General features: G+C 71.1%; 10 protein-coding genes. 7 read left to right on the top strand and 3 right to left on the bottom strand.

What is annotated here, in order from left to right; translation table 11 throughout:
* Position 1: 1 nt before the first annotated feature.
* The gene (gene hemG / locus OOK40_RS17390) at positions 2–1,441 is read right to left on the bottom strand and encodes a protoporphyrinogen oxidase (RefSeq protein ID WP_266482206.1); all 1,440 of its coding nucleotides are present in this window, start codon (positions 1,439–1,441) and stop codon (positions 2–4) included.
* A 128-nt stretch (positions 1,442–1,569) separates the two neighbouring features.
* On the opposite strand from hemG, the gene OOK40_RS17385 reads away from it, so the two are divergent.
* Together OOK40_RS17385 and OOK40_RS17380 are read left to right on the top strand one after the other, a co-directional pair.
* Positions 1,570–2,514 carry a DUF4349 domain-containing protein gene (locus OOK40_RS17385; protein WP_266482204.1) on the top strand — a complete coding sequence of 315 codons (945 nt, stop codon included), beginning with the start codon at positions 1,570–1,572 and terminating at the stop codon, positions 2,512–2,514.
* Positions 2,515–2,541: 27 nt separating this feature from the next.
* Complete coding sequence (locus tag OOK40_RS17380) at positions 2,542–3,921, top strand: FAD-dependent oxidoreductase (protein ID WP_266482202.1); 1,380 nt, start codon at positions 2,542–2,544, stop codon at positions 3,919–3,921.
* 20 nt (positions 3,922–3,941) lie between these two features.
* Here the strand turns inward: OOK40_RS17380 and OOK40_RS17375 are convergent, their stop codons facing one another.
* Positions 3,942–5,033: an acyltransferase gene (locus tag OOK40_RS17375; RefSeq protein WP_266482200.1), complete on the bottom strand. Its 1,092-nt coding sequence runs from the start codon at positions 5,031–5,033 to the stop codon at positions 3,942–3,944.
* A 55-nt stretch (positions 5,034–5,088) separates the two neighbouring features.
* Positions 5,089–6,153: a uroporphyrinogen decarboxylase gene (gene hemE / locus OOK40_RS17370; RefSeq protein ID WP_266482198.1), complete on the bottom strand. Its 1,065-nt coding sequence runs from the start codon at positions 6,151–6,153 to the stop codon at positions 5,089–5,091.
* 92 nt (positions 6,154–6,245) lie between these two features.
* On the opposite strand from hemE, the gene OOK40_RS17365 reads away from it, so the two are divergent.
* From OOK40_RS17365 to OOK40_RS17345, 5 genes are all read left to right on the top strand, one after another.
* Complete coding sequence (locus OOK40_RS17365) at positions 6,246–6,917, top strand: DUF3000 domain-containing protein (protein WP_266482196.1); 672 nt, start codon at positions 6,246–6,248, stop codon at positions 6,915–6,917.
* Between the two features lie 367 nt (positions 6,918–7,284).
* Positions 7,285–7,947 carry a response regulator transcription factor gene (locus OOK40_RS17360; protein WP_108153209.1) on the top strand — a complete coding sequence of 221 codons (663 nt, stop codon included), beginning with the start codon at positions 7,285–7,287 and terminating at the stop codon, positions 7,945–7,947.
* A 78-nt stretch (positions 7,948–8,025) separates the two neighbouring features.
* Complete coding sequence (locus OOK40_RS17355) at positions 8,026–9,300, top strand: ribonuclease D (RefSeq protein WP_266482188.1); 1,275 nt, start codon at positions 8,026–8,028, stop codon at positions 9,298–9,300.
* Positions 9,301–9,624: 324 nt separating this feature from the next.
* On the top strand, positions 9,625–10,845 hold the full coding sequence (locus tag OOK40_RS17350) for an acetyl-CoA C-acyltransferase (protein ID WP_266482186.1): 1,221 nt from the start codon (positions 9,625–9,627) through the stop codon (positions 10,843–10,845).
* A complete protein-coding gene (locus tag OOK40_RS17345; RefSeq protein ID WP_266482184.1) occupies positions 10,842–12,968 on the top strand; it encodes a 3-hydroxyacyl-CoA dehydrogenase NAD-binding domain-containing protein in 2,127 nt (708 codons plus the stop codon). Before OOK40_RS17350 ends, OOK40_RS17345 begins: the two co-directional genes overlap by 4 nt.
* Position 12,969: the final 1 nt, after the last annotated feature.

Here is a 12,969-nt window from a genome sequence, read left to right as displayed (position 1 = left end):
GCTATTCTCCCGCGCCGTGATCCGTGCCCCGCGCCAGGGTCGGCGTGGCGAGGATCTCGTCGGCCGCGCGCCGGGCACTGGCGATGCAGGCGGGGATGCCGACGCCGTCGTAGGCCGCGCCGCAGACCCTGAGGCCCGGCAGCTTGGCGACCTCCTCACGGATCCGGGCGACGCGCGTCAGATGCCCGACGGGGTACTGGGGCAGTCCGCCGATCCACCGGGTCACCTCGGTGGCCACGGGCCGGGCGGCCAGTCCGGTGGCCTCGCCGAGATCGCTCAGGGACACGCCGACGAGCTCGGCGTCCTCGCGGTGCAGATGCTCCTCCTCGCCGTAACGCCCGATCGAGGTGCGCAGGACGAAGAGGTCCGGGGACGCCTGGTCCACCCAGCCCCACTTGCGGGTCGAGAAGGTGGACGCCTTGATCGTGTGGCCGTCGACGGGCGGCACCAGGAAACCGCTGCCGTCCGGCATGCCGGACAGGTCGGTGCGCCGGAAGGCCATGGTGACCAGGGCCATCGAGGCGTACTCGACCTGACCGAGCTCGGCCGCCGCGGCCGGGCATTCGGAGGCGAGCAGCGCGGAAGCGGACCAGGCCGGGGTCGCAAGCACGACCGCGTCGGCCGCGATCACGGTCTCGTCCGTGCGGATCTCCCAGCCCCCGGCGCCGCGCGTCATGCCGAGGACAGGAGTCTCCAGAAGGATCTCGCCGCCCCGGGCGCGTACGGCGTCGGCGACGGCGCCGGGCAGCATGCCGATGCCGCCTTCGATGCCCATGAAGACGGGCCCCGCGGCCTGCTGCGCGCTTGCCTTCGCCTGGATGTCCCGTACGCCGTCGAGCAGCGAGTCATGGGTCTTCGCGGCCTCGAAGAGCTGGGGGACGGCGGCGCGCATGGAGATGCGGTACGCGTCGCCCGCGTAGACCCCGCCGAGCAGCGGCTCGACCAGCCGGTCGACGACCTCGCGGCCGAGGCGTTCGGCCACATACGCGCCGACCGCGACATCGTCTCCGAGCTCGGCGGGCGCGAGGTCGCGCTCCCGGGCGATACGGGCGACGCCCTCGGGCGAGAGCAGCCCCGCGAGGGCCGCCGGGTCGCCCGGCACACCCATGACATGGCCCTTGGGCATCGGGCGCAGCGCGTCGCGGGTCCACACCGAGGCGGTGGCGGTCGCGGGCGGCTGGAGCCGGTCGGCGAGTCCGACGGCGCGGGCCAGTTCGACGGCTTCGGGGCGGCGGGCGAGCATCGACTCGGCGCCCAGGTCGACGGGGGCGCCCTCGATCTCGCCCGTCTCGAGCTTGCCGCCGAGACGGTCGGTGGCTTCGAGGAGGGTGACGCGTACACCGGAGTCGAGCAGCCGGTGGGCGGCCGCGAGACCGGCGATGCCGCCTCCGATGACGACGACATGACCGGTGCGTGTGTCCCGGTTGAGAGAGCGCTGCATGAGCCAACTCTCTCAAACCCCGTACCGAGTCCTGACCGTGACCGCTTCGGGATCGAAAGGGGGCAACCCGCGCAGGTGCCTCGTACGTCGAACCGGCAACACTCACCATCTGTCCCCGGGGGGCCTGCATGCGTGCACGTCGTACGGTCGCGGCACTGTTTCTCACCGCTTCACTCGCCCTCGCCGGGTGCAGCGGCGGGGTGGACGACATGTCCAGTGCGGACGACAAGTCGGCTCCGAGGCCCGCGGCGGAGGGGGCGGCGGGCTCGGGGTACGCCGCCGACAAGGACTCCGGCGCCCGGCAGACCCAGCCGAATCAGCCGAAGCAGCCCTTGCTGCCGGCTCACATCATCCGCACGGCCGTGCTCGACGTGGAGGTCAAGGACGCCCCCAAGGCGCTCGCAGCCGCCCGCACGACGGCCGAGAACGCCGGAGGCCATGTCGCCAACGAGTCCACCGAGCGGATCGACGACACCCATGTGACCTCGCGCGTCGTCCTGCGCGTCCCGCAGGAGAAGTACGACGAGGTCCTCGCCGAGCTGGCCGGTGCGGGGAAACTGCTCTCCCGCAAGGCCGACGCCAGGGACGTCACCGACCAGGTCGTCGACGTGGAGAGCCGGATAGCGACCCAGCGGGCGAGCGTGAACCGCGTACGGGCGCTGATGGACCGGGCGGTCAAGCTCAGCGACGTGGTCACGCTGGAGGGTCAACTGAGCAGCCGCCAGGCGGAGTTGGAGTCGCTGCTCGCCCAGCAGGCCGCGCTGAAGGACCGTACGGCGCTGGCGACGATCACCCTCTCGCTCTCGGAGCCCGAGAAGCGGGAGCACAAGGAGGACGACGACCCCGGCTTCCTGGACGCGCTAGGCGGCGGCTGGCACGCCCTGGTGGCGACGGGCGAGTGGATCGCGGTGGTGGTCGGTGCGGTGGCTCCGTTCGCGGCGGTCCTCGCGGTGCTGTACGCGCTGTGGCGCTGGGTGCTGCGCCCGCGGCTGCCCAGGCGTCCGCGCAACAAGGCCACGGCTCCCGCGACCGAGACCGGGCACACGCCCTACCCCGGGCCCGGCCAGGACTGAACCGCCGTTCCCCCGTAGCGTGTTCCCATGGCGATGGAGCGACTGGTGGTCATCGGGGGCGATGCGGCGGGCATGTCCGCCGCATCGCAGGCACGCAGGCTCAAGGGCCCGGACGAGCTGGAGATCGTCGCTTTCGAGCGCGGGCACTTCAGCTCGTACTCGGCGTGCGGCATTCCGTACTGGGTCGGCGGTGATGTGCCCGAGCGCGACGACCTGATCGCCCGTACGCCGGCCGAGCACCGCGAGCGCGCGATCGATCTGCGGATGCGTACGGAAGTGACGGAGATCGACGTCCCGGGCGGGCGGGTGCGCTCCCGTGACCTGGAGACGGGCACCGAGACGTGGACCGGCTACGACAAGCTGGTCATCGCGACCGGCGCGCGACCCGTGCGCCCGGCGCTGCCCGGCATCGACGCGCCCGGTGTGCACGGGGTGCAGACCCTCGACGACGGCCAGGACCTGCTGACCACCCTGGACAGCGTCGAGGGCCGCCGCGGGGTCGTCGTCGGCGCCGGCTACATCGGTGTCGAGATGGCGGAGGCGCTGCTGAAGCACGGCTTCGAGGTGACCGTCCTCAACCGCGGCGAACAGCCGATGGCCACACTCGACCCGGACATGGGCCGCCTGGTCCACCGGGCGATGGACCGCATGGGCATCACGACGGTGGCCGGAGCCGAGGTCACCAAGATCCTCACCGGCGAGAACGGCCGGGTCCGCGCGGTGGCCACCGAGGACGCGGAGTACCCGGCGGACGTCGTGGTCCTCGGCATCGGCGTCGAACCGGAGACCACCCTCGCCCGCGCCGCGGGCCTGCCGCTCGGGGAGTACGGCGGGCTGCTCACCGACCTGGCGATGCGGGTCCGCGGCCACGACAACATCTGGGCGGGCGGCGACTGCGTGGAGGTCCTCGATCTGGTCTCGGGCCGCGAACGCCATGTCGCTCTCGGCACGCACGCCAACAAGCACGGCCAGATCATCGGCTCGAACGTGGGCGGCGGCTACGGCACCTTCCCCGGCGTGGTGGGCACGGCCGTCAGCAAGGTCTGCGACCTGGAGATCGCCCGCACCGGCCTGCGCGAGAAGGACGCGCGCGCGGTGGGCCTGCGGTACGTCACGGCCACGATCGAGTCGACGAACAGCGCCGGTTACTACCCCGGCGCCGGGCCGATGACGGTGAAGATGCTCGCGGAACGCCGCACGGGCAGGCTGCTCGGCGTCCAGATCGTCGGCACCGACGGCGCGGCGAAGCGCGTCGACATCGCGGCGGTGGCGCTCACGGCGGGCATGACGGTGGAACAGATGACGACTCTGGACCTCGGCTACGCCCCACCGTTCTCCCCGGTCTGGGACCCGGTCCTGGTGGCGGCCCGCAAGGCGGTGACGGCGGTCCGCCGGGAGGGGATTTAGGACACCCCCGGGCAGCAGCTCTACAGCCGCGCGTCGGCCAGCGCCTTGTCGAGGCGGCGCCGCAGCGGCCGGGCCAGCGGCCGCTCCACCAGCCGGTGCACCAGCCAGGCGGTCAGCAGCATTCCACCCACCAGCAGGCCGACCAGCGGATACGCCGGTACGCGGGACTCCAGCCGCCTGATCAGCTCCCAGCCGATGTTCTGGTGCAGCAGGTAGAGGGGGTACGTTGCCGCGCCCGCGTACGGCAGCCAGCGCCAGGTCATCCACGACAGCTTCCCGGTCGCCACGAGCCCCATCACGCCGAAGCACACCGCGAGGACCGCGACGACCGGCCAGAAGGGGACCGGGTGGTCGAAGTAGCCGAGCGTACGGCTGAAGGTGCTGCGCGCGGCCGGCACCGCCGCCCCGAAGCACACCAGCACGATGCCCGTGAGCAGCAGCGTCGGCCGGAACCGGTACATGAGGTAGAACGCCATACCGGCGATGAAGTACCAGCAGTGGTTCGGCATGACCATCAGCCGGAAGGCGTCGTCGCCGAACTTGCTGAAGGCGATGCCCGCCACCGCCCACACGCAGCAGAAGACAACGACCCGCCGGTAGGTCAGGCCCCACCAGGCCACGAGCGCGAAGAGCAGATAGAAGCGGAGCTCGGCGAAGAGGGTCCAGTACACGCCGTCGACCATGCGGACCCCGAGGGGCTCCTGAAGCATGGTCAGATTGGTCAGGACGTCCGGCCACGGCAGGGGCTTCTGGCCACCGGGTATGAGCAGCAGCACCGCCGTGGTGGCGAGAACGGCGAACCAGTAGGCCGGGTAGAGCCGGGTCACCCGGGAGGTGAAGAAGTCCCCCACCGACCGGCCCCAGCAGCTCATGCAGATGACGAAGCCGCTGATCAGGAAGAACAGCTCCACGCCCAGCCACCCGTAGGCGGCGAAGGGGAAAGCGGTCGGAAACATGGCCTGCCCGGACGCCGACCACCCCTCGCCGCGCGCCAGGTAGTGGTAGGCCACCACCATCAGCGCGGCGAGCAGTCGCAGACCGTCCAGAGCCGGTATTCGCCCGCGCCTGGGCGCGGGCACGGTTATGTGCTCCGGCGCCGGCTCCTGCCTCATACGGGGCAAGGCCAGCGTCGGGGAGTCCTGTGTCACGTGAAGCCGTTCCCCGGGTCTAGCGCGTGGTGCGCGTGTGCACGTACTCCACCAGACGCGTCAGCGCGTCCGGGTCCGTCGTCGGCAGGACGCCGTGGCCCAGGTTGAAGACGTGGCCCTCCAGGCCCTCCGCCGCGTCCAGGACCTCGCGGGTCTTGGTCTCGACGGCCTCCCGGGTCGAGAACAGGACGGCCGGGTCGAGGTTGCCCTGCAGGGCCCTGCCCGGGCCGACGCGGCGGGCGGCCTCGTCCAGGGGGACGCGCCAGTCGACGCCCACGACGTCCGCGCCCGCCTCGCCCATCAGGCCGAGCAGTTCGCCGGTGCCGACACCGAAGTGGATGCGCGGCACTCCGTACGAGGCAACCGCGTCGAAGACCTTGGCCGAGGCGGGCATCACCGAGCGTTGGTAGTCGGCGGGGGCGAGTGCGCCCACCCATGAATCGAAGAGCTGCACGGCGCTCGCGCCCGCCTCAATCTGCACCTTGAGGAAGGCGGAGGTGATCTCGGCGAGGCGGTCGAGCAGATCGGCCCACAGTTGCGGGTCGCCGTACATCAGCGCCTTGGTGTGCTCGTGGTTGCGCGAGGGGCCGCCCTCGACGAGGTAGCTGGCGAGGGTGAACGGCGCTCCGGCGAAGCCGATGAGCGGGGTGGATCCGAGCTCGCCGGTGAGCATCCCGATGGCCTCGGTGACGTACGAGACGTCCTCGGGCGTCAGATCGCGCAGGCGGCCCAGGTCGGCACGGGTGCGGATCGGCTCGGCGACGACCGGGCCGACGCCGGGCTTGATGTCGAGATCGACGCCGATCGCCTTGAGGGGTACGACGATGTCGCTGAAGTAGATCGCGGCGTCAACCTTGTGACGGCGCACCGGCTGCAGCGTGATCTCGGTGACGAGTTCGGGCTGCATGCACGACTCGAGCATGCCGATGCCCTCGCGGACCTTCAGGTATTCGGGCAGTGAGCGCCCCGCCTGACGCATGAACCAGACCGGCGTGTGCGGCACCGGCTCACGCCTGCATGCCTTCAGGAACGCGGAGTCGTACGTCTTCGTCGGCTGGCCCGAGGGGCGGTCGTTGGCACTCACGCCCAGAATCTTCGCACGTAGTCCGGAAGTGGCCGCCCCGGCCCGGGTGTCCCTCCCTGCGCGAAGCTCCCGTTCCGCCTACTCTTCCCCGCATGGCTGCGGCTCAGGGACATTTTTCCGATCATTCCAACGGCACTGACGACACGGACAGTGCGGAGGGGAATGCCGTCCCGCGTGCGTTCCGGCAGGCGGTCGAGGCGCTGCGGGCGGCGCGGCTGCGGCCGGAGATCGAGTTGGACCCGACGCGCCCGCCCCAGCGGCTCGCCCCGCACGCGTACGCACTTGAGGCGGCGGTTGTCGACGGCGAGGAGGATCTCGCCGACGGGCGCCTCGTGCTGCTGCACGATCCGGCCGGTCATGAAGCCTGGCAGGGCACGTTCCGGCTGGTGACGCTGGTGCGCGCCGAGCTGGAGCCGGAGATGGCGGCCGACCCGCTGCTTCCCGAGGTCTGCTGGTCGTGGCTGACGGGTGCGCTGGAGGCCCGCGGTCTCTCGTACGGGGAGCCGAGCGGCACCGTCACCCGCGCGGGTTCTCACTATTTCGGTGGACTCTCCGACCGGCGTCCGGCGACGCAGATCGAGATCCGGGCTTCGTGGACTCCGCGGGAGGGTCTGGGCGGGGTTCCGGACTCGGCGGCACACCTCACGGCCTGGTGCGATCTGCTCTGCCAGATCGCCGGGCTGCCGCCGTCGCAGGCGGGTCAGGCGGACGCGGCGACGGGCGTCGTATCGCTTCCGCAGCGGCGCGGTCCGCAGCAGCGCTGACACCGCACCCCGGCCCGCGCCCGGGACACTGGGCCGCGGGCGCGCAGGAACATCGCGGGACGCGACGAGAGGGCGCCCGGGTCCGGGCATCCCCGAACGCGGAGCCGGACCTCAAGCCGAACTCGAATGCGGAGCCGCGGCCCGGACCCGCGCCCGCGCTCATTCGTGTGCGCCCGCGCACGACGGTTCGCTCTTAGGATGATCGATCACTCGTCCGAATTGCCCCAATTGTTACTCACCAAATCGTGATCATTCTCTAAAGCCGGGCGGGTTCGCTGCCGAAGAGGTCTGTGACCCTAACTGCACGGTTCGCCCCGGCTTCAGCCCCGAGCCGGCTCCGCCCCGCACCTTCCCCCCAGGAGGCCTGGTGTCCGTTCTTCTCGAGCAGCCCGCAAGCCTGGTCGCCTACCGCCCGAACAAGCCGACGGCCATGGTCGTCGTGGCCGACCCGCGCGTCCGCTCCACCGTCACCCGCCACCTGTGGGCCCTCGGAGTGCGTGACGTCATCGAGGCGTCGTCCATCGCGGAGGCCCGTCCCCGCGTCGGCAACCCGCGCGACATCTGCGTTGCCGACGTCCACCTGCCCGACGGTTCCGGGCTGACCCTCCTGTCCGAGACCCGAGCCGCAGGCTGGCCCAACGGCCTCGCCCTCTCCGCAGCCGACGACATCGGCGCCGTACGCAACGCACTCGCGGGCGGCGTCAAGGGATATGTCGTCACCGGTACGCGTACGAACATCGGCCACCCGACCCGTCCCGGCGCCGCCCCCATCGGCGCCGCGGCCGGCCGGATGCACCGCCGCCCCCCGGGTGCCCCGAGCCACCCGGGCGGCTACCGCGAGCTCTCCGGCCGTGAGGTCGAGGTGCTCCGACTGGTCGCGGAAGGCCAGTCCAACAAGGCGATCGGCGTCTCGATGGGCCTGTCCGCGCTGACCGTCAAGAGCCACCTCGCCCGTATCGCACGCAAGCTCGGCACGGGCGACCGCGCCGGAATGGTGGCCGTCGCACTGCGCACCGGCATCATTCACTGACCGCTTTACACATCTTTCGCGCCCGTCGACGGAACGTTCCGTCGACGGGCGCCTTCCGTTCACAGATACCCTTGACACGTGACCGACGCCCAAGAGACCGCAGCAGAGACCGCACTGCGAACCACCGGGGGCGCTCCCCCGGACGACGTCGAACCGGCGCCGATTCCCTTGCTGGAGCCCCGCGAAGGCATTCCTCCGGTTGTCGCGGACGACGCCGCGCTCGCCGAGGTGATCGCCGCGTTCGCCTCCGGCACCGGCCCCGTGGCCGTCGACGCCGAGCGCGCGTCCGGCTACCGCTACGGCCAGCGCGCCTATCTCGTACAGCTGCGCCGCGAGGGCGCAGGCAGTGCGCTGATCGACCCCGTCGGCTGTCCCGATCTCTCCGGGCTCGGCGAGGTACTGGACGGCACGGAGTGGATTCTGCACGCGGCCACCCAGGACCTTCCCTGCCTGCGCGAAATAGGCATGATTCCCACCCGGCTCTTCGACACCGAGCTGGCCGGGCGGCTCGCGGGCTTTCCCCGGGTGGGGCTCGGCGCGATGGTCGAGTCGGTCCTCGGCTACGCCCTGGAAAAGGGCCACTCGGCGGTCGACTGGTCGACCCGCCCGCTCCCCGAGCCGTGGCTGCGGTACGCCGCGCTCGACGTGGAACTGCTGGTCGATCTGCGCGACGCGCTGGAGAAGGAGCTGGACCGGCAGGGCAAGCTGGAGTGGGCACACCAGGAGTTCGACGCGATCGCCTCGGCCCCGCCCGCTCCCCCGCGCAAGGACCCCTGGCGCCGTACGTCCGGCATGCACAAGGTGCGCCGCCGTCGCCAGATGGCCGTCGTACGGGAGCTGTGGAACGCCCGCGACGCGGTGGCGCAGCGGCGCGACGTCTCGCCGGGCAAGGTGCTCAGCGATGCGGCGATCGTCGAGGCCTCGCTCGCGGTGCCGGCGGACGTCCAGGCGCTCACCGCACTGCCGGGATTCGGCCACCGGATGGGGCGGCGTCAGCTGGAGCAGTGGCAGGCGGCCGTCGACCGCGCGAAGGCGCTGCCCGACGCCGATCTGCCGCAGCCCGGCCAGCCGCTGAACGGTCCGCCGCCGCCGCGTTCCTGGGCGGACAAGGACCCGGCGGCCGCGGCCCGGCTCTCCGCGGCGCGCGCGGCCGTGTCCGCGCTTGCCGAGGAGCTGAACATGCCGCAGGAGAACCTGATCACGCCGGACACGGTGCGGCGGGTGTGCTGGGAGCCGCCGGCAGAGATCGGCGAGGACGCCGTGGCCGAGGCTCTGGCCTCGTACGGCGCGCGCCGCTGGCAGATCGAACAGGTGGCGCCACTGCTGGTCGAGGCACTGGCGGCACAGGCCTGACGCCTGCGGCGGGCTGTTCCCCGACCCGCCCCTTCCCGAACTGGGGCCAAGCCCCCAGACCCCCGAACGCGCTTCGCGCGTGTCCTCAAACGCCGGACGGGCTGAAATTCAGCCCCTTGGGGGTCCCCCGGACGAAGTCTGGGGGAGGGCGGGGTGGGGAACAGGCCCGCCGCAGGCGCCGCCGTCCCGAACCCGTGTGACGTTCGCCGCTCCCGCCCCTGGGGCTGTGCACGATGGTTACCCGCAAGTAGCATGAGCCAAGGAAGCGCGCGCTTAGCCGCGTGCCCGCAGCAGTGCCACCCCGCACCCTGGAGGAGAGCCATCGTGCCTCGTACCGTCAGGGACGTCGTCTTCGTCGACGGCGTCCGCACCCCGTTCGGCAAGGCGGGCCCGAAGGGCATTTACCACGAGACCCGTGCCGACGATCTCGTTGTGAAGGCCATCCGGGAGCTGCTGCGCCGCAACCCCGGCCTGGACCCCAAGAAGATCGACGAGGTCGCCATCGCCGCGACCACGCAGATCGGCGACCAGGGCCTCACCCTCGGCCGCACCGCCGGCATCCTCGCGGGTCTGCCGCAGTCCGTTCCCGGGTACTCCATCGACCGCATGTGTGCGGGCGCGATGACCGCCGTGACGACGACCGCCGGTTCGATCGCCTTCGGCGCGTACGACGTCGTGATCGCCGGTGGCGTCGAGCACATGGGCCGTCACCCCATGGGCGAGGGCGTCGACCCGAACCCGCGGTTCGTGAGCGAGAAGCTCGTCGACGAGTCCGCCCTCTTCATGGGCATGACCGCCGAGAACCTGCACGACCGCTACCCGACCATCACCAAGCTGCGCGCCGACGAGTACGCCGTGCGCTCGCAGGAGAAGGCCGCGAAGGCGTACGCCAACGGCAAGATCCAGCAGGACCTGGTGCCGGTCTCCGTACGCCGTACCAACGCCGAGGCGGGCGAGACCGGTTGGGGCCTGGCCACCGCCGACGAGCCGATGCGTCCGGGCACGACCCTGGAGTCGCTCGCGGGCCTGAAGACGCCGTTCCGTGCGCACGGCCGGATCACCGCGGGCAACGCGGCCGGTCTCAACGACGGCGCCACCGCCTCGCTCCTCGCCTCCGAGGACGTCGCTAACGAGCTGGGCCTGCCGGTCAAGATGCGGCTCGTCTCCTACGCGTACGCCGGTGTCGAGCCCGAGGTCATGGGCTACGGCCCGATCCCGGCGACCGAGAAGGCCCTCGCCAAGGCGGGTCTGTCGATCGACGACATCGGCCTGTTCGAGATCAACGAGGCCTTCGCCGTCCAGGTGCTGGCCTTCCTCGAGCACTACGGCATCGCGGACGACGACGCGCGCGTCAACCAGTACGGCGGCGCCATCGCCTACGGCCACCCGCTGGCCTCCTCCGGCGTGCGTCTGATGACGCAGCTGGCGCGGCAGTTCGAGGAGCAGCCGCACGTCCGCTACGGCCTGACCACCATGTGCGTCGGCTTCGGCATGGGCGCGACGGTCATCTGGGAGAACCCGCACTTCGACGGAGGAAACAAGTGAGCACCGCTGAACTCCTGAAGGGCGCGGCCGAGCTGTTCCCGGACGAGGTCGTCACGCAGGCGCACGTGCGCCACCTCGACCTCCCGGCGGGCGCGGGCAAGTTCGCGCTCATCACGCTGGACAACGGCCTGGACCACACCAAGCCGACCACCTTCGGCCCCCAGTCGCTGGCGAACCTGAACGCCGCCGTCGACCAGGTCGAGGCCGAGGCCGCGAACGGCGACATCGTCGGCATCGGCATCACCGGCAAGCCGTTCATCTTCGCCGTCGGCGCCGACCTCAAGGGCGTCGAGCTGCTGAAGCGGCACGAGGACGCGCTCGCCATCGGCAAGGGCGGCCACGACGTCTTCAAGCGTCTGTCCGGTCTCGCGGTCCCGACGTTCGCGTACTACAACGGCGCGGCGATGGGCGGCGGTGTCGAGGTCGGTCTGCACTGCTCGTACCGCACCGTCTCCCAGGCGATCCCGGCCTTCTCGCTGCCCGAGGTCTTCCTCGGTCTCGTCCCGGGCTGGGGCGGCTGCGCGATCCTGCCGAACCTGATCGGCGCCGACAAGGCCGTCTCGGTGATCATCGAGAACTCGCTCAACCAGAACAAGCAGCTCAAGGGCAAGCAGGTCTTCGAGCTCGGCATCGCCGACGCGATCTTCGAGGGCGCGGACTTCCTGGAGCAGTCGCTGATCTGGACGGCGTCCGTCCTCAAGGGCGACCTCACGGTCGAGCGTCCCGAGGTCGACCGCGGCGAGGCCTGGGACCAGGCCGTCGAGCGCGGCCGCTTCATCGCCGACTCCAAGGTGCACGGCGCGGCCCCGGCCGCCTACCGCGCGCTGGACATCATCGCCGCCGCCAAGAGCGGTGACCTGCAGGCCGGCTTCGACGCCGAGGACACCGCCCTCGCGGACCTGATCATGGGCGGCGAGCTGCGCAGCGGCATCTACGCCTTCAACCTGGTCCAGAAGCGCGGCAAGCGCCCGGCGGGGGCCCCGGACAAGAACCTGGCCCGCCCGGTCACCAAGGTCGGCGTCGTCGGCGCCGGTCTGATGGCCTCTCAGCTGGCGCTGCTCTTCCTGCGCCGCATCGAGGTGCCGGTCGTGCTGACCGACATCGACCAGGAGCGCGTCGACAAGGGTGTGGGCTACGTCCACGCCGAGATCGAGAAGCTGCTCGGCAAGGGCCGTATCAACCAGGACAAGGCCAACCGCCTCAAGGGCCTGGTCACCGGTGTACTGGACAAGGCCGAGGGCTTCTCCGACGCCGACTTCATCATCGAGGCCGTCTTCGAGGAGATCGGCGTCAAGCAGCAGGTGTTCGCGGAGGTCGAGGCGGTCGCCCCGGCGCACGCGATCCTCGCCACCAACACCTCCTCGCTGTCGGTCACCGAGATGGCCTCCAAGCTCCAGCACCCGGAGCGCGTGGTCGGCTTCCACTTCTTCAACCCCGTCGCGATCCTCCCGCTCCTGGAGATCGTCCGCGGCGAGAAGACGGACGACGCGGCCCTCGCCACCGCCTTCGGCGTGGCGAAGAAGCTGAAGAAGACCGCCGTCCTGGTCAAGGACGCCCCGGCCTTCGTGGTCAACCGCATCCTGACCCGCTTCATGGGCGAGATCCAGAACGTCATCGACGAGGGCACCCCGGTCGAGGTGGCCGAGAAGGCCGTCGAGCCTCTGGGTCTGCCGATGTCGCCGCTGGTCCTCCTGGAGCTCGTCGGCCCGGCCATTGGTCTGCATGTCTCCGAGACCCTCAACCGGGCCTTCCCGGACCGCTTCACGGTCTCCGAGAACCTGGCCGCGGTCGTCAAGGCGGGCAAGCGCGGCTTCTACGTCTACGACTCCGGCAAGCCGGAGCTGGACCCGGAGGTCGTCGCCCTCCTCAAGCAGGGCGATGCCGTCCTGACCGAGGAGCAGACCCGCGCGCGCGTGCTCGACGCGGTGGCGCAGGAGATCGGTCTGATGCTTCAGGAGGGTGTCGTGGCCGAGGCCCAGGACATCGACCTCTGCCTGATCACGGGCGCCGGCTGGCCCTTCCACCTGGGCGGCATCACGCCGTACCTGGACCGTGAGGGTGTCTCCCAGCGCGTGAACGGCAAGCCGTTCCTGGCGCAGGGCGTCGCGAGCGTCCCGGCGTAAC

The sequence above is a fragment of the Streptomyces sp. NBC_01481 genome, from assembly GCF_026339995.1.
Classification (GTDB): domain Bacteria; phylum Actinomycetota; class Actinomycetes; order Streptomycetales; family Streptomycetaceae; genus Streptomyces.
The sequence above is the reverse complement of the archived record's forward strand: the minus strand, read 5'-3'. Positions and strand labels throughout refer to the sequence as shown.

Bases quoted from the DNA above. Each gene is read 5' to 3' on its own strand.
- hemG (WP_266482206.1), bottom strand. From the start codon at position 1,441: ATGCAGCGCTCTCTCAACCGGGACACACGCACCGGTCATGTCGTCGTC.
- OOK40_RS17385 (WP_266482204.1), top strand. From the start codon at position 1,570: ATGCGTGCACGTCGTACGGTCGCGGCACTGTTTCTCACCGCTTCACTC.
- OOK40_RS17380 (WP_266482202.1), top strand. From the start codon at position 2,542: ATGGCGATGGAGCGACTGGTGGTCATCGGGGGCGATGCGGCGGGCATG.
- OOK40_RS17375 (WP_266482200.1), bottom strand. From the start codon at position 5,033: ATGAGGCAGGAGCCGGCGCCGGAGCACATAACCGTGCCCGCGCCCAGG.
- OOK40_RS17365 (WP_266482196.1), top strand. From the start codon at position 6,246: ATGGCTGCGGCTCAGGGACATTTTTCCGATCATTCCAACGGCACTGAC.